At 43.0% G+C, this 16,774-nt stretch carries 16 protein-coding genes; 5 read left to right on the forward strand and 11 right to left on the reverse strand.

All coding sequences use genetic code 11. The features are described 5' to 3' along the window. Positions 1-16: 16 nt before the first annotated feature. The 4 genes from MMO38_RS11930 to lptF form a co-directional block, all read right to left on the reverse strand. On the reverse strand, positions 17-1,183 hold the full coding sequence (locus MMO38_RS11930) for a S41 family peptidase (protein WP_004668208.1): 1,167 nt from the start codon (positions 1,181-1,183) through the stop codon (positions 17-19). Between the two features lie 51 nt (positions 1,184-1,234). After that, on the reverse strand, positions 1,235-2,779 hold the full coding sequence (gene gpmI, locus MMO38_RS11935; protein WP_241323669.1) for a 2,3-bisphosphoglycerate-independent phosphoglycerate mutase: 1,545 nt from the start codon (positions 2,777-2,779) through the stop codon (positions 1,235-1,237). Positions 2,780-2,906: 127 nt separating this feature from the next. Further along, entirely contained in the window at positions 2,907-3,977 is a 1,071-nt protein-coding gene (gene lptG, locus MMO38_RS11940; protein WP_241323670.1) for an LPS export ABC transporter permease LptG, read from the reverse strand. After that, complete coding sequence (gene lptF / locus MMO38_RS11945; protein ID WP_241323671.1) at positions 3,977-5,077, reverse strand: LPS export ABC transporter permease LptF; 1,101 nt, start codon at positions 5,075-5,077, stop codon at positions 3,977-3,979. The genes lptG and lptF overlap by 1 nt, the downstream gene beginning before the upstream one ends. 157 nt (positions 5,078-5,234) lie before the next feature. On the opposite strand from lptF, the gene MMO38_RS11950 reads away from it, so the two are divergent. Genes MMO38_RS11950 through MMO38_RS11960 form a run of 3 tightly spaced genes read left to right on the forward strand, consistent with a single transcriptional unit; the run spans position 5,235 to position 7,757 of the window. Further along, a complete protein-coding gene (locus tag MMO38_RS11950) occupies positions 5,235-6,683 on the forward strand; it encodes a leucyl aminopeptidase (protein WP_241323672.1) in 1,449 nt (482 codons plus the stop codon). A gap of 4 nt (positions 6,684-6,687) precedes the next feature. Next, positions 6,688-7,095: a DNA polymerase III subunit chi gene (locus MMO38_RS11955; RefSeq protein ID WP_005194665.1), complete on the forward strand. Its 408-nt coding sequence runs from the start codon at positions 6,688-6,690 to the stop codon at positions 7,093-7,095. A 35-nt stretch (positions 7,096-7,130) separates the two neighbouring features. Continuing rightward, positions 7,131-7,757: a hypothetical protein gene (locus tag MMO38_RS11960; protein ID WP_241323673.1), complete on the forward strand. Its 627-nt coding sequence runs from the start codon at positions 7,131-7,133 to the stop codon at positions 7,755-7,757. A gap of 45 nt (positions 7,758-7,802) precedes the next feature. On the opposite strand, the gene MMO38_RS11965 is transcribed toward MMO38_RS11960, so the two are convergent. The 7 genes from MMO38_RS11965 to glnK all read right to left on the reverse strand — a co-directional run bounded on the left by MMO38_RS11965 (position 7,803) and on the right by glnK (position 14,684). Next, entirely contained in the window at positions 7,803-8,462 is a 660-nt protein-coding gene (locus tag MMO38_RS11965) for a riboflavin synthase (protein ID WP_121930607.1), read from the reverse strand. 165 nt (positions 8,463-8,627) lie between these two features. Then, positions 8,628-9,464 (reverse strand): MIP/aquaporin family protein, encoded by an 837-nt coding sequence (locus MMO38_RS11970; RefSeq protein WP_241323674.1) that lies wholly within the window; start codon positions 9,462-9,464, stop codon positions 8,628-8,630. Between the two features lie 381 nt (positions 9,465-9,845). Then, on the reverse strand, positions 9,846-11,138 hold the full coding sequence (locus MMO38_RS11975) for a DNA adenine methylase (protein ID WP_004668195.1): 1,293 nt from the start codon (positions 11,136-11,138) through the stop codon (positions 9,846-9,848). After that, entirely contained in the window at positions 11,135-12,265 is a 1,131-nt protein-coding gene (gene ribD, locus MMO38_RS11980; RefSeq protein ID WP_241323675.1) for a bifunctional diaminohydroxyphosphoribosylaminopyrimidine deaminase/5-amino-6-(5-phosphoribosylamino)uracil reductase RibD, read from the reverse strand. The genes MMO38_RS11975 and ribD overlap by 4 nt, the downstream gene beginning before the upstream one ends. Before the next feature lie 12 nt (positions 12,266-12,277). Further along, positions 12,278-12,742 carry a transcriptional regulator NrdR gene (nrdR, locus tag MMO38_RS11985; protein WP_004668188.1) on the reverse strand — a complete coding sequence of 155 codons (465 nt, stop codon included), beginning with the start codon at positions 12,740-12,742 and terminating at the stop codon, positions 12,278-12,280. 140 nt (positions 12,743-12,882) lie between these two features. Beyond that, entirely contained in the window at positions 12,883-14,277 is a 1,395-nt protein-coding gene (locus MMO38_RS11990; protein WP_241323676.1) for an ammonium transporter, read from the reverse strand. Positions 14,278-14,345: 68 nt separating this feature from the next. Further along, entirely contained in the window at positions 14,346-14,684 is a 339-nt protein-coding gene (gene glnK / locus MMO38_RS11995; protein WP_000780326.1) for a P-II family nitrogen regulator, read from the reverse strand. Between the two features lie 275 nt (positions 14,685-14,959). On the opposite strand from glnK, the gene MMO38_RS12000 reads away from it, so the two are divergent. Beyond that, on the forward strand, positions 14,960-15,187 hold the full coding sequence (locus MMO38_RS12000) for an accessory factor UbiK family protein (protein ID WP_005194655.1): 228 nt from the start codon (positions 14,960-14,962) through the stop codon (positions 15,185-15,187). Between the two features lie 69 nt (positions 15,188-15,256). Continuing rightward, entirely contained in the window at positions 15,257-16,744 is a 1,488-nt protein-coding gene (locus MMO38_RS12005; protein ID WP_241323696.1) for a YifB family Mg chelatase-like AAA ATPase, read from the forward strand. Positions 16,745-16,774: the final 30 nt, after the last annotated feature.

Raw genomic sequence — 16,774 nt, forward strand, 5'->3', positions numbered from 1 at the left:
CAGGGGCTTCATTGCATTAAGGTTTACTTTTCAGCACCAATTCGCTGATATGCTCTAAATAATAATCTTCTTTCATTTCAGGCTGCAACGCATAGCTTTGATTCGGCTGAATGCCTTGCCCTTCGATCATTTGATCTTTCGGCGTGTAATAATGCGACACGGTCATTTGTAGCGCTGCACCACTCGGCAATGGAAACAGTTTTTGTACGACGCCTTTGCCGTAGCTATTTTCTCCAACCACCCATGCACGTTTGTGATCTTTTAATGCGGCGGTAAATACTTCGGCTGCAGATGCTGAACGTCGATTAATTAAGATTCCTAATTTAAGCTTTTGGAACTCATTCGATGGTAGCGCCTGAAATTGCTGATCACCTTCGGAACGGCTCTTGGTTGTGACGATCAGACCTTGATCCAAAAATAAATCTGCCGATTCAACTGCGGCTGAAAGTAGACCACCCGGATTATTGCGCAGATCTAACACTACAGCCTTTAATTTTTGTGAACCAAACTCTTCGATGAGTCGCTTAATTTCATTGGCTGTATCTTGTTGAAACACTCTAATTTTAAGGACTAAGACTTGATTGTGTAATAAAACTGGCTCTATATCTGTTTCTACTTTCTTATTTCTGACCAAGATCAGTGTACTTATATTGCTTTCTGGCAAAATTTGTATGGTACTGCCAATCGAACCATACAATAACCCTTGGACTTGATCTTGATTTAAGTTTTTTAACTCTTGATGGTCAATTTTAACAATCGCCTGCCCATTACGCAGACCTAGTTTATTCGAATCAGAGCCTGTTTTTAGACCTTGAATCTGCCACAATTTTGTATGCGCATCATAATTTAAATTAAAATCGACCGAAGCCAGATCACCTTCGGTATATTGAATCAGTTGACGGTATTCTTCAGCAGATAAATAACGAGAATAATTATCTAAGCCACTCACCAAACCTTTAATCGATTGCTGAAATAAAGCATCATCTGATTTTTTATCAACATAGTTATCTCGAACAATGCCATAAATCTGTACAAATTGTTGAATCGACTCAATCGGCACTTCGGCACTAGGTGATGTACTATCATCACCCCATCCAGAAGGAGGGGCAGCATGAAGTGTAACGCCCCAACACATCAACAAACTTGCCCATAGTGCTCGATAAATGTTGTTGTGTTGAGTCATACGTTCACCTTCTAAAGCATCGCGCTGTATAAAGCGCGATTAAGGGGGAAATTACTGTAAAGTAATTAAGTTCTTACCTTGCATTTCTGGAGGTACAGGAATCTGCATCAAATGCAGTAAAGTTGGTGCAACGTCAGCCAAGATACCACCTTCAGCAATGGTGGCTTGGGTAGGGCCGACATAGATAAATGGAACTGACTCAGTGGTATGCTGGGTATGTACTTGTCCACTGACATAGTCTTGCATTTGCTCTACATTACCATGGTCAGCAGTAATTAACATATGCCCTTTGTTTGCCATCACAGCATCATAAACACGACCTAAGCAAGTATCCACGGTTTCTACGGCTTTGATCGCAGCGTCAAATATCCCCGTATGTCCAACCATATCACCGTTGGCATAGTTCACCACCAACAGATCAAACTCACCAGAGTTTATTGCATTGACCAACTCATCCGTGACTTCATAGGCACTCATTTCTGGTTTTAAATCATAGGTTGCAACGTTTGGCGATGGAATCAGAATACGTTTTTCACCCGTATACTCATCCTCACGCCCACCGCTAAAGAAGAAGGTCACATGTGCATATTTTTCAGTTTCAGCAATCCGTAATTGAGTTTTGCCTAAACTCGACAGGTATTCACCAATCGAGTTTTTTAACCCTTCAGGCATATAAGCAATCGGTGCATCGATACTGGCTTGGTAACGTGTCAGCATGACAAATTTTGACAATTGAGGAATAACTTTACGTGTAAAACCCGCAAAATCTTTTTCAACAAAAGCACGGGTAATTTCACGCGCACGATCAGCTCGGAAATTCATAAAGACCAGACTATCGCCATCTTGTACTTTTACAACATCACCAATACGTGTTGCTTTAACGAACTCATCATTTTCATTTTCAGCATACGCTTGTTCCAAACCCTCAACTGCGTTAGCTGCAACTCGAGTTGACTCACCTTCAGTCATTAAACGATAAGCTTGTTCAACACGACCCCAACGGTTATCACGATCCATCGCAAAATAACGGCCAATCATCGAAACAATACGACCTTGATTTGGATATTGTGCAAATAAAGCATCTAATTTTTCTAATGATGGTTTGGCACTACGTGGTGGCGTATCACGACCATCTAAAAATGCATGTAAATAAACCGTTGCGCCACGCTTCAAAGCGAGTTCACACATCGCAACAATATGGTCTTCATGCGAATGCACACCACCTTCAGAGAGCAACCCCATCACATGCACTGCACCATTGGCAGCTTTGGCTTTTTCAACTGCATCGATCAGGACTTCATGCTCAAAAAAAGCACCCGTACGGATATCTTTGGTAATACGGGTAAAATCTTGGTACAACACACGTCCAGCACCAAGATTCATATGGCCAACTTCTGAGTTGCCCATTTGACCATCAGGAAGACCAACATCTTCACCTGAACCAGAAATCAAACTATTCGGATGCTTAGCTTTCATCGCTGTAAGGTTTGGCGTTTTAGCGGCTAAATACGCATTATCTTCGACTGCTTCGCGATGTCCTACACCATCCATAATTACAAGAACGTGAGGAATTTTACCAGCATTTGCATCCGTCATAATGGGCTCTCTGTGTGTCTATCATTTGATCGGCATAGTTTACCGAAATTTAAGCAAATTCTCTATGACCTTGCTGCTGGCTTTCACCCATCTACAGCAGGGAAATAATGGATCAATAAAGTATTGTTTATCTTGCTCGATACAATAAATAACTACCGATGCTAAACATCAACACCACCGGCAATAATACAAACCAAGCAGGTGAAGGTGCATAGACCAAACTCGCATAACCCATAAAGTCTTGTAGGTAGAAAAAGCCTAGACCTGTAAATAAGGCAATCACCAAACGAAAACCCATTGATTGTTGGCGCAATGGACCAAAAATGAAAGAACATGCAATCAGCACTAACGCAATCAAAGCAAACGGCGATGCAACTTTCTGCCAAAACGCTAATTCATAGGTTTTTGGCACTTGGCTGTATTCCTCCATATAGCGCATAAAACTAATCAGCTGACTTGGAGAGAGATCTTCTGGGTCTAAGGTCACCATATGTACATATTTCGGTTGAAGTGCCAAAGCCAACGCCTGTTGTGCATGATCTGTTTTGATGGCATTGCCTTGGGCTAATAAATCAACTTGATGTGCCTGTTCTAAGGTCCATTGCCCATCTTTGACAAAGTTGCCATGTTCAGCAGTCACAAAAGACTGTAAGCGATAGTTTTCATCAAAATCAATCGATTGAATATTACGTAGCTGACCTTGTGCGTTGGCATAGTCGATATAAACAAAACGCTGCCCTTCACGTGACCAATAGCCTTTGACCTCACCTAAAGCAGCAACACTCCGTTGCTTTTTGATGCTTTGTGCTTGTTCATTGGTATACGGGATCACCCATTCACTCAAAACAAACGACAATACGATCAACAACAGTGCCGAACGCATCACCCAGCCCACAATCCGCCAAAGGCTGATCCCAGCTGAACGCATGACGATGAGTTCACTATTTGAAGCCAATGCCCCTAGCCCCAAAACCGACCCAATCAATGCAGCAACAGGTAAAATTTCATAGAGATACCGCGGCGCACCCCACATCACATAAAGGAAGGCCTGCCATGCATTATAACTGTCTTTCAGCGCGCCTAATTCACCGAGATAGGTAAATAACACCTGCAAGAAAGATAACACCAGCGTTGTACCCAGCATGGCGAGGACTGTGGTTTTTGTGACATGTTTGGCGATGATACGACGTGCTAACATTACAACCCCACTCGCTGAATACTTTTCTTGATTTTGGGTGCCAATTTTTGTTTCCGTGCAAAAATTGCCGCGACCATTGCGTAAATGAGCAATACCACTGGATACGCCCAAACGTCTAACTCTGCTTTACTGATCCGAGTTTTAATCGCAATCATTAACACAATCAAACTAGCGAAAATAAAAATCGCAGGAATCAAACGATAATATCGTCCTTGACGTGGATTCACTTCAGATAATGCCACCGCAAGCAACAAGGCCACAAGCATGACAAATGGACCGAAAATACGCCACCCCAGCTCACTTCTGACCACAAAATCATCACGTTTTTGCCATAATTTCGCCATCGACAAGGCTTCAACATTTTCACTTTCAAAATTCACATCTTTATCATTTTCTAAGCGTAAACGATAAGATTGAAACTCAGCTTGGGTATATCGTGGCTGGTTTGGATAGATTTCATAACGTCGACCTTGCACCAAATCAACGACACTGGCGGTATCATTTTCCATTTCTACCCGAGTCGCTTCTTTAGCCAAAATCATTTGATCAGGTTTATCGTCGCGATCAGACTTATAATAATAAAATACATCTTTTAGCTTTTTCCGATCTTCTGACAGCGACCCCGCATAAATCGTATAAGATCCCGAGGAAATAAACTCTCTTGGCCTCACCAAATCAAAACCTGCGCGCACCGCTTGCGTCTGCATCAGATTTTGATAGCCACTGATGCCCGCGGATGCACCCCAACACATCAATATCGCTTGCACAATCAAAAACACAAAGCTCATCGGCAACAAGAGTCGTGTCAATTGATTCCGACTGACCCCACTGCCATTGAGTACCGCCATTTCATGATCGACATAGAGCCGACCAAAGACCAACATCAGACCAATAAAAAAGCCCAATGGCAAAATCAAAGTTAAGAATTCTGGCAAACGATAGGCAATAATGCTGAGTAGAACACCAGCATCCAAACGTCCTTGTGCAGCTCGTCCAAATATCTTGATGAGCTGACCGCCCATAATAATTAAAGTAAGTAAGGCAGTCACAACCAGTGAAGTGGACACCACTTGTTTGACGAGGTAACGCCGAATAATCAAAGTAATGCTTCCAAAAATAGACCAATCGAGGGGTAATGCTAGTTTACCCGAATGTTAAAAATATAAAACCTATCGCGTGTTGCGGATTGCAACCTCATATCTGAAAGTGTTTAATGGGATTCACTTTATTTTTTGTCCATTAGGTTCTATACAAACAATGAAATTTACCCTTCATCGCGCATTCCCAGCGCAAACGCCAAGTGAATCTTTGTGGATTTTGGTTGATTCTGAACAATTACAACAACAGCTAAACAGCTATAAAATCAATCAAATAGAAGAGATACTTACTGCTACACAATTCAAAGCTGGCTTTAACGAAAACCTGCCGTTAATTGCTCAAGTTACTGCTCAAAATAACACTCAATTGTTAGGTCTTGGAAAAACGACTGAGTTAAAAGCGATAAAATTAGCAAAACTCGCACAAACGATTATCAAATCATCACAAAATAAATTTAAACAAATCACTGTAGATCTGTCAGCGCTACCTGCTGATTTACATCAGTTGTTCGCTTTAAATTTAACTCAAGCGGCTTATGCTTACGATGAATTCAAATCTAAGAAAAATGAATTTGTCTTAGACAGCATCCAGCTTGTAGCCGATCAAAGTCCATTAAATGATCAACAATTGAATTTGATTCATGCCGTTCAATCTGGACAAAACTATGCCCGTGATTTAGGCAACCGCCCGGGCAACATCTGTTTCCCTGAATATCTCGCTGATCAAGCACTGGCCCTCGCTGCACAATACCCTGATCTGCTCACCGTGAATGTGCTGAACGAACAACAAATGGCTGACTTAGGCATGAATGCCTTTTTAGCCGTCAGCAAAGGTTCTGATCGTGAAGGACGAATCATTACCCTTGAATACAACACCCAACTCAAACAAGCACCTGTCGTTTTGGTCGGTAAAGGGGTGACTTTTGATACAGGTGGTATTTCACTAAAGCCGGGCTTAGGCATGGACGAAATGAAATTCGATATGTGCGGTGCGGCCTCCGTTTTGGGTACAATGCAGGCACTCTGTGAAGCACGATTGCCGATTCATGTGGTTGGTGCGATCGCAGCCGCCGAGAACATGCCTTCAGGTCGTGCGACACGTCCCGGTGATATTGTCACCAGTATGAGTGGTCAGACCATTGAAATCTTAAATACCGATGCAGAAGGTCGTCTGGTTCTTTGCGATACATTGACCTATATCAAACGTTTCAATCCTGCACTGGTGATTGATATTGCAACATTAACAGGTGCATGTGTGGTCGCACTGGGTAAAGTGGTCAGTGGTTTATTCACGCCAGATGACGAACTTGCACAAGACTTACAACATGCAGGCGAACAGTCGCTTGACCGCGTATGGCGTATGCCTGTGATGGAAGAATATCAGGAATTGCTCGACTCGCCTTTTGCCGACATCGCGAATATCGGTGGACCGTATGGTGGTGCAATTACTGCAGCGTGTTTCCTTGAGCGATTCACACGTGAATACCGTTGGGCACACCTTGATGTTGCGGGAACAGCATGGCTATCAGGTGCAGCCAAGGGTGCAACGGGTCGTCCAGTGCCATTATTGATGCAGTTCTTAGCAAATCGTGTTGAAACGAATAGCTAAAAACATGACCCAAATCAGCTTTTACCTCTTTGAAAAAAGTGCAGAACGGCAAGTCGAAAGTGCTTGCCGTTTATGTCGAAAGATTCTAAATCAGCATCCGCATATTTGGTGGTATTGTCCTGATTTAGCGCTCCAAACTGAGCTAGATGAAAAGCTATGGACTTTTGATCCGCTTAGCTTCATTCCTCACGGCATTCATCAACCCAATAATGCGGTCTGTATTTCAGAGCAATTACCACCATCCAATGATTGGATCGTGTTTAATTTTAACAATCATGCACTTGAACTCAATCAAGATTTTCGCCACATTATCGAGATTATTGAAAATAATGAAACCGCGAAACAGATTGGGCGAGAAAAATTTAAACAGTATCGGCGTTTAGGTATTGAAGCCCGAACATTTAAATTATAAATCTGCATGCAATCACATCATTTGAGGAGTGTCTTGTGGCATTAAATGTTGGTCAGGACTTTAAGAAACGTTGGTTAAATACCCCTGAAACTGTCCGTCAGACTTATCAGGAAGATTTAGCACGTATCTGTGATCTACTGTTGCCACAAACCCTGATTCAAACTTGGACACAACATGAGGAACATGCCGCACAACGCTCTCAGCAACGCATCGAAAAGGCCTATGCTGACCTCAAAGCCGAGTTGATCGAGCAAGCTCGTATTCGTAGACAGCAAGCACTAGAAAAGGCCCTCGCTGAAAAACGCGCTGCGGAAGCCGCGTATGCAGCACAGCTACAAGCAGATGAAGCACATCAATTTGCTCAACAAACTGAAAATCTCGTTGCATTGCGTAGTCATATTGATCAAGAGATTGCGCAACAAACTGAGCGGTATCAAAGCAATCCTGAGCAACCGAGCATTGACTATGCTTCGGGACAACAGCTTGTCATTGAGGATCATCAAATTCTATCTGAGCTAGAAAGTGTTCGGGTTCGACTTGAATTAGAAGCAGAAAGTTTGATCGAACAAGCAGTGACGGTATTTCGAGCCAAACTGCATTCGCTCGCTCAAGATGAAATTGAATATATACTGAAAAATAGTGAATTTTCTAACGAAAAATAAAGACAAAAAAGCCCAGTCGATCTGGGCTTTTCCTTACCTAAAATCTTATTTCAAAAAACCATTTTCAGCTAAAAAAGACATACTGAGTTTAGATTCAGGTTTTTGCTCGGCAGCTTTATCACCCAACAATAAACGCTCGATATAACGCGCTAACACGTCCACTTCCAAATTTACTTTAGTACCAACTTGCCAAGAACCGATATTGGTACGTTCAACGGTATGTGGAATCAAATTCAAGCTAAGAATATTGCCACGTAAATGGTTAATGGTCAGACTAATGCCATCCACCGTCACCGAGCCTTTTTCTGCCAGATATTTGGCCAACTCAACTGGTGCTGTCACTTCAAAATACAATGAGCGCGCATCCTGACGAAAGACCGTAATTTCACCCAAGCCATCGACATGCCCACTGACGATATGCCCACCAAAACGTGTGGTGGGTAACATGGCTTTTTCCACGTTGACCGCTTGCCCTACTTTCCATTGACCTAGGGTGGTACGATTTAAGCTTTCACGGGAAACATCGGCTGCATACCAATTTTCGCCCCACTCGATCACCGTCAAACAGATACCGTTAGTGGCAATAGAATCTCCTAAATGCACATCCGACATATCCAAATCAGTTTGAATTCGTAGACGAACATCACCACCTACACTTTGCAGACTTTCAACTTTGCCTAAACTTTCAATAATGCCTGTAAACATGTGACTTTTAACCTACCTTCATTCAAGTACGAGTCTCAGCGAATCAAGATACCTTAATGCAAAGAACTTGAGATAACAAGCGACGCTGACGCAAATGCCGCCAAATCAAAAAGGGCGATCATCTGATCACCCTGCTCTTATTTCAGCGCCTTCTTTTTATTACACTTACATGTCCGAGATTTGCTTTTCAACCGTGGTTGGCACTTCGACTTGATCACTCACTAAAAAATGGCTAAAGAATAATTTATAACCAAGTACACCTAAGCAAGCCCCAACAATCGGCGCGGTCATCGGAACGATAAAGTATGCAATGTCACGACCGCCAGTAAAGGCAACAGGTCCCCAACCTGAGAAATAAGCCACGATTTTAGGGCCAAAGTCACGGGCAGGATTCATGGCAAAACCAGTTAAAGGACCAAAAGAAGCACCTATCACCGCAACCAATAAACCCACCAATAACGGCGCTAAAGCGCCACGTGGCAAGCCGTTTTGATCATCACCTATTGCCATGATCAACCACAATAGCAACATGGTAATAAACATTTCGACCAAGAACGCTTGCCCCATTGAAAGTAAATGATGCGGATAAGTCGAGAAAATTCCCGCCAATTCTAAACTTTCAACACTGCCTCGGACCATGTTATGGCTTTGTTCATAATCGATAAATAAATTACTGTAAAGTCCGTAGACCAGTAATGCCCCAACCGCAGCACCTGCAACTTGCGCTATGATATAGAAAGGCACTTTCCTTTTATCAAAGCCCGCAAATAATGCCAATGCAATGGTGACTGCTGGATTGAGATGTGCACCAGAAATGCCTGCTGAAAGATAGACTGCTAATGCAACCGCCAAACCCCAGACCACACTAATTTCCCACTGGCCAAACCCTGCACCTGTTAGCTTGAGCGCAGCAACCACACCGATACCAAATGATAAAAAAACCGCAGTAGCAAAAAACTCAGCGATACATTGTCCCAACAAAGTGGGTTCCGAGCGACTCATAACAACCTCTCTTGGCTATCGCTTCTCATCGATAAGACCCTAAATGAGCTCGGAAAATTATATTTATTTTGATATTGGGTCAATGTTTTTTTAACCGAATAGTAAAATTTATTTAATTTTTAAAATGCAATGTATCGAGTTTAAGAATATAAGTTAATTTCTCATATATCCATGTATTTTATGGTTATTTTAAATAAAAACCGAAGTAAAGCAATTCTGACGAAAATTCTGCTCAGTCAAAATACAGCTCAAAAATATAAGATAATAATCACAAAAACAGTCACTTATCTAAAAATACGATTTAATTGATTATATTTACCGATCACAGCACATCTACATATAAAAACACCACTTTGTTTATAAAGTGGTGTTTGTTAGACCTTACCAAAGTGCAAGTTGAGTGCTGTTCCCTGAGGTATCCACACCACCCAATTCAGCAAAGTGGTAGAGCTGACCCAGTAACTGTCGCAATGGCGGACCTGATTTTGCATGGGTGTCGGTGATCACAATAAACTCAAGCACCCGTGCTCGTTCAGACTGTCGCTGCTTACTGACGCGATAACGCGGCACGTCTTGAGTCAGCAAAGTGACTTTTCCGCGCTTTAAATTGGCGGTCAGTAAATCTTTCGGCTCAATATTTCCATCAGTCGAATAACTGGTCAAGATATAACGCGCATTGATGGTTTCCAATAACTTTTCATAAGCATTTTGAGCATGTTTAGACGAGTTATACGAACTCGGACGCTCTTTACGCCACGCCCGATCAATACCGCTTTTAAAACCTTTGGTATCTGGTGAGGGTAAGTCGTTTTGATCCCACAAGGTCAGGGCATTTAAAACATGATAATTACTGCTATAGGCATGTTGGTTATACGGCGGGTCAAGATACGCTACATCCACTTCAAAGCCACTCATTTGATTGGCTAAATGCTGTGCATCGACACACCACACTTCTGCGGCAGGTCGTTTACTCTCTCCAATTTCGCAAAAACGACTTGGTGTTAACCACAATAACGACTCAATCCGTTCCAATGCCGTTTGCGTTTTGCCGCCCCAACCCTGATGGAAGCTTTTAAATACGCCACTGGTGTTACTAACAAAACTGGCTGAATACAGTAATGGTGCAAGTAACGCACTCATTTCTACATCATTAATCGCACCTTGCGCTTGCCAAGTTGCAATTTGCTGACGAATCGCATCAATCTTCATCCCATTACGACGTTTAAAGAACAATCGATCACGGGCAGGGTCATAGATATCATCATTGCGAGGACATAAATTATGCGTTACCCAGCCTTTCACTTCAGGCAGTCGATTTAAAATATCAATCGCTTTTTGATAGCCACCTAATTCTTTAAATGCCGGCGCATCGGTACATGCCAAAATCGCGTGATTTAAGGCATGGCTATAAGGTTCCCAATCGTTGGCAATCACACGATAACCATTTTGGCGAGCCAAACGAGAAACCACACCACTGCCCGCAAAGAAATCAGCAAAAATTGGTGGATTCTTTTTCTTACTATTCAGTGTTCCCGTAATCTCAAGCGCTTCTAAAATCAGATGAAGGAGTCGGCGCTTATTACCCAGATAAGGTACGAGCTGATGAAAAAGATATTCGTCAGTGGTACGCGCCGCATGGCGACGTTTGTGATAAACCGATGCTTCAGGATTCATATCATCTCTTGGGTAGGGAGCAATCTTAGGCGAATATCTTGCCCAAGTTGGGTTACATCGACCAATTCAAAACGAAGCTGCTCTGCCATTTCGCTCAATTTCGCATTGAACATTGATCGAGCAGACTGACCAAGTAAAGTTGGTGCAACATAACTAATCATTTCATCAACCAAACCTTGTTGTAAAAAGGCCGTCGATAAAGTCGCACCTGCCTCAACCAATACATCATAAATTTGATGCTGTTGAGATAAGGTTTGCAATAACTGATTTAAAGGTTGCGGCGCCAATTGTATCACGCCTAAATCGGCAAGTTCTTGACGAAATGGGGTCATTACCATGACCGTTTCAGGATTCTGTAAGATCTTGGCGGTGAGAGGTAACTGTCCTTGTCGATCGAGCACAATTCGTTTCGGTTGAACAACCGTTGTAAGGTCAACACCTGCTAATGCACGAACATTCAGTTCGCAATCATCTGCCAAAACCGTTTGAATCCCAGTAATCACAGCGCCTGAAATCGCACGCCAATGCTGTACATCCTGTCGTGCGGCTGTTCCAGTAATCCACTTCGACTCACCCGATGCCATTGCTGTACGCCCATCGAGGCTTGAGGCAATTTTCAAACGGACATAAGGTAAACCTGTTGACATGGCTTTTAGAAAACCCAAATTTAAAGTTTTCGCAACTTCGGTACAGATCCCTGTTTCGACTTCAATGCCCGCATCTTGTAGGATTTTCACCCCTTTACCTGCCACCAGTGGGTTTGGATCAGAGCATGCCACCACAACTTTTTTGACTTGTGCCTTGACCAGTGCTTCAGCGCAAGGCGGAGTTCTACCGTAGTGTGCGCAAGGTTCTAAAGTCACATAAGCGGTTGCATCTTTGGCATGTTCACCTGCTTGCGCTAAGGCGAAAACCTCGGCATGTGGTTGTCCTGCTTTGGGATGATAGCCCTCCCCAATCAATTGACCATTTTTTACAATGACACAGCCCACATTCGGATTTGGTTTGGTGGAATATTGTCCAAGTCGAGCTAAATCAATTGCTCGTTGTATCCAATACTGATCCTGAAAAGCTTGATCTTGAAAAGCTTGATCCTGAAACGTTTGATCTTGGTTTAGCTCAGACATGATTTCTCTAATTTAGGCTTCATTTTCACGTTGTTGCATTTGCTCAATCTGATGACGAAATGCTTCTACATCTTGGAAATCTTGATAAACCGAGGCAAATCGAACATAAGCGACATGATCCAATGCAAATAATGCCTGCATCACGATTTCACCAATCATTCTTGATTTGACATCGCGTTCGCCTAAACGCCGAATCTGCAACTGAATATCACTGAGCACCGTTTCGATTTGCTCTTGCGTCACAGGACGTTTCTGCAAAGCATGCATGAGTGAGCGACGTAATTTCGCTTCATCAAACGGTTCGCTTTTACCATCGGATTTAATCACGCGTGGCATCACCACTTCATAACTTTCAAAGGTGGTGAAGCGTTCACCACAAATCGTACATTCACGACGACGGCGAATTTGACAGCCTTCGGCAGCCAAACGGGAGTCGATGACTTTACTATCAGCAGCGTTACAAAATGGACAATGCATAGTTGTGCAATTATTTACTCACTTTGGCTAAGTGTAGCAAAGTTTCTTCATTTGCTGAACTAGCCATCACCACACAAAAAAACAGCCTTGTGCAGGAGCACAAGGCTGTTCGTTTTGTCGAATTGTATTTTTACATTTAATTATTCAATACGTTCGCCATGTTGGCTCAAGTCAAGACCTGTACGCTCATCATCAGCGCTAGCACGGATACCAATCGCAAGATCAATCACTTTCAAGATAATAAAGGTCATTACTGCACTATATACGATCGTTGCAAGCACACCTTCAACCTGAATCCATAACTGTGCCAACATATTGCTCGGTGCATCATCACCCATGATAAATTCACTTGCAAACACTGCAGTCAAGATTGCACCAATGATACCACCGACACCATGTAAGCCAAATGCATCTAAAGAATCATCTGCTTTAAGCATACGTTTGAGTACGGTAACTGACCAGAAACATACCACACCACCGATCAAGCCCATTGCTAAAGCGCCGCCTACTGTCACGAAACCAGCCGCAGGGGTGATCACCACTAGACCAGCAACGGCTCCAGATGCCGCGCCTAAAGCAGAACCTTTACCACGTACCAAACGCTCTGCAAGCAACCATGATAATGCAGCACCTGCAGCAGCTACCTGAGTTACAACCAATGCCATACCTGCAGTACCATCAGCTGCATAAGCAGATCCGCCATTAAAGCCAAACCAACCTACCCAAAGAATGCTTGCACCAATTAAAGTGAGTGTCAGATTATGCGGCGCCATAGATTCTCTGCCCAAACCGACACGCTTACCGATCATATACGCAGCAACTAAACCAGCGACACCAGCATTAATATGAACAACTGTACCACCCGCGAAATCAAGTGCTTTGCCATCTAACCAGCCACCACCCCAAACCCAATGACAGATCGGTGCATAGACCAACACAACCCAAAGTGCTGAAAAGATCATAAATGCTGAGAACTTCATGCGTTCTGCGACAGAACCACTGATAATCGCAACCGTAATAATCGCAAAGGTCATTTGGAAAATGACATCAATAATTTCAGGTAATGCCCCGCCTGTTTCTGCTGTAATACCCGTCAGCATAACCTTGCTGAAGTCGCCCATAAAGGCATTTCCTTCACCATAGGCAATGGAATAACCAATGATGACCCAAACGACGCTCACAACGGCTGCGGCACCAAAGCTATACATCATCGTAGATAAAACGTTTTTACGGCGTACCATACCTGCATAGAACAATGCCAAACCTGGCAAGGTCATAAACAAGACTAAAGCTGTCGATACAAAGATCAACATTGTGTCAGCTTTATCTACAGCTTCAACTGCTTCTTCTGTCACTGCAACAGCTTCAGTTTCAGTTTCAACAACATCAGGTGTACCAGCTAGCTCAGTAGTCGTAGATAAGACGACTGCTTCAGTTGCAACAGCATCCTGTTCTAGATTTGGCTCGGCCCAAACAACCGCTGAACCACCTAAGAGTGCGCCAGATAGACTGAGCGCCATAAGCATTTTTTTCATTCGTGTCCCCCAACCTCATTTTGTGAGCTGTGTCTCTTAATTTCTAACTCAGCAAACTTTATGCCAATTTAGACAGCATCTGGTCCAGTCTCACCAGTACGAATACGGATGACTTGTTCTAAATTAGTGACAAAGATTTTTCCATCACCGATTTTTCCTGTGCTTGCGACACGCGTAATAGATTCAATGACTGCATCTACCATTTCATCGCTAATCGCAATTTCAATTTTTACTTTCGGTAAGAAATCAACAACATACTCTGCACCACGGTACAGTTCAGTATGTCCCTTTTGACGCCCGAAACCTTTGACTTCAGTTACGGTAATCCCTTGAACACCAATATCAGAGAGTGCTTCACGAACATCATCTAATTTGAATGGTTTTACAATTGCAGTTACAAGCTTCATGTGTGTTTTCCTTCGGCTTATTTTCACCAGTAAGGTTTTATGTTCAATTTTCATGCCAATATTGGAAGGTTAGGGGGGTTCAAATACTGGACATCAGTTTTCTTTATAACCTATTTACGCTTAGAGATGTAGATCCTCAATCGAAAATAAGTTCTATTTACCAAGATTTAACTGAATCTTGCAGTCACCCATCAAGCTGTTCTGAACAGCGCTAGAGGATTGCCGCAAGCAATGATACACTGAGCAACAAATACACATAAACGATTGAGCACTTTATGATTGAAACTCTTATACAGGCTATTTTGCAGCAAGTTGATCAACCCAAAAAAGACTTAGAAAAAAATTTACGTGCTTTACTCAATGAAAGTATCGAAAAGTTAGACCTCGTTTCGAAGCAAGAGCTCGATCGTCAGAGAACAGCCTTGAATTTAGCTAACCAACGCCTCACTGAGCTACAACAACAGATGAAATCACTTGAAGAAATCGTACAGAACAAAAAATAAGCACCAACACGGTGCAAACAGCACCGTAAAATGACTAAAAATAAAGCACCACAATGGAACAACAATAAAATGTCTTTCGCCAAAATTTATACAAGGGGTTTATTGGGGCTACACGCCCCTCAAATCGAAGTTGAAGTCCACATTAGTTCAGGGCTACCCTCTCTCACCATTGTCGGCTTGCCTGAAGCCGCAGTGAGAGAAAGTAAAGATCGGGTTCGCTCTGCAATTATTAACAGTGGATTTTTGTTTCCAACCAAACGCTTAACCATTAACCTTGCACCTGCGGATCTTCCTAAAAATGGCTCACGACTAGACTTACCCATCGCCTTAGGAATCCTAATCGCTTCTGGTCAACTCCCTGAAAATAGTACAGAGGGCTTTGAATTTATTGGCGAACTTGCACTAGATGGGCATTTGCGTCCAATCTCAGGAGCGCTGACGATCGCAATGGCATGCCAACAGAGCCAACATCGCTTGTTGCTTCCCACTGCAAATCTAGATGAAGCCAATCAACTTCCAAATTTTGATGTCTATGCAGCGAATCATTTACAAGAAGTTTGTGCACACTTTTCGGGCAATTCACAAATAACAGCAGCACCTAAGCAAAAAAATGCGGCATTATCTGGCTATCAATTTGATCTGGCAGATGTTAAAGGTCAGTTACGTCCACGTCGTGCCCTCGAAATCGCAGCGGCAGGGGGACATTCTTTACTGTTTAAAGGCCCACCTGGCACTGGAAAAACCTTACTTGCATCAAGATTACCCTCGATCTTGCCGCCACTCAATGCTCAGGAAAATTTAGAAGTTGCGAGCATCTATTCGGTTGCAAATACCCAACATCATTTTGGACAACGCCCCTTTCGAGCACCGCACCACACTGCATCCGCAATTGCATTGGTCGGGGGTGGCTCACAACCCCAACCCGGCGAAATCACACTGGCGCATCTAGGCGTATTATTTTTAGATGAACTGCCTGAGTTTGATCGTAAAGTGCTGGAAGTATTACGCCAGCCACTTGAGTCTAAAGAAATTGTGATATCACGTGCGGCAAGACAAATGACTTTCCCGGCCAACTTCCAATTTATCGCGGCAATGAATCCCTGCCCTTGTGGTTATGCCTTTAATCAAGACAGCCGTTGCCAATGTTCACCTGAAAGTATTCAACGTTATCAAAATCGTATTTCAGGACCATTATTAGACCGTATTGACCTCCACATAGATGTGCCACCTTTGCAAGCACAAGAATTGCAAGATCGAACACCCACTGAAAACTCTGAAATTGTACGCCAACGTGTCATCACTGCGTATGAAAAGCAGATTCAGCGACAACAGTGTTTAAATCAAGCGCTTTCTCCGAAGTTATTAGAGCAATATGCACTTTTAGATGATAGCTCTGCAAGAATCATTGAAATGGCACAACAACGTCTCAATCTTTCCGCTCGGGCCTATCATCGAGTATTGCGTGTTGCTCGAACAATTGCAGATTTAGCTGAAAGTGACATGATCACGAGTACTCATCTCACAGAGGCACTGTCTTATCGAGGCAATCACGCTTAAAAAAAAGCGACCATATCGGTCGCTTTTGAT

Origin of the sequence: Acinetobacter sp. NIPH 1852 (assembly GCF_022549455.1) — a bacterium.
Taxonomy (GTDB): Bacteria; Pseudomonadota; Gammaproteobacteria; order Pseudomonadales; family Moraxellaceae; genus Acinetobacter.

Bases quoted from the DNA above. Each gene is read 5' to 3' on its own strand.
- gpmI (WP_241323669.1), bottom strand. From the start codon at position 2,779: ATGACGGATGCAAATGCTGGTAAAATTCCTCACGTTCTTGTAATTATG.
- MMO38_RS11955 (WP_005194665.1), top strand. From the start codon at position 6,688: ATGACCCAAATCAGCTTTTACCTCTTTGAAAAAAGTGCAGAACGGCAA.
- ribD (WP_241323675.1), bottom strand. From the start codon at position 12,265: ATGTCTGAGCTAAACCAAGATCAAACGTTTCAGGATCAAGCTTTTCAA.
- MMO38_RS11930 (WP_004668208.1), bottom strand. From the start codon at position 1,183: ATGACTCAACACAACAACATTTATCGAGCACTATGGGCAAGTTTGTTG.
- nrdR (WP_004668188.1), bottom strand. From the start codon at position 12,742: ATGCATTGTCCATTTTGTAACGCTGCTGATAGTAAAGTCATCGACTCC.
- glnK (WP_000780326.1), bottom strand. From the start codon at position 14,684: ATGAAGCTTGTAACTGCAATTGTAAAACCATTCAAATTAGATGATGTT.
- MMO38_RS11965 (WP_121930607.1), bottom strand. From the start codon at position 8,462: ATGTTTACAGGCATTATTGAAAGTTTAGGCAAAGTTGAAAGTCTGCAA.
- MMO38_RS11950 (WP_241323672.1), top strand. From the start codon at position 5,235: ATGAAATTTACCCTTCATCGCGCATTCCCAGCGCAAACGCCAAGTGAA.
- MMO38_RS12005 (WP_241323696.1), top strand. From the start codon at position 15,257: ATGTCTTTCGCCAAAATTTATACAAGGGGTTTATTGGGGCTACACGCC.
- MMO38_RS11975 (WP_004668195.1), bottom strand. From the start codon at position 11,138: ATGAATCCTGAAGCATCGGTTTATCACAAACGTCGCCATGCGGCGCGT.
- MMO38_RS12000 (WP_005194655.1), top strand. From the start codon at position 14,960: ATGATTGAAACTCTTATACAGGCTATTTTGCAGCAAGTTGATCAACCC.
- MMO38_RS11990 (WP_241323676.1), bottom strand. From the start codon at position 14,277: ATGAAAAAAATGCTTATGGCGCTCAGTCTATCTGGCGCACTCTTAGGT.
- lptG (WP_241323670.1), bottom strand. From the start codon at position 3,977: ATGTTAGCACGTCGTATCATCGCCAAACATGTCACAAAAACCACAGTC.
- MMO38_RS11970 (WP_241323674.1), bottom strand. From the start codon at position 9,464: ATGAGTCGCTCGGAACCCACTTTGTTGGGACAATGTATCGCTGAGTTT.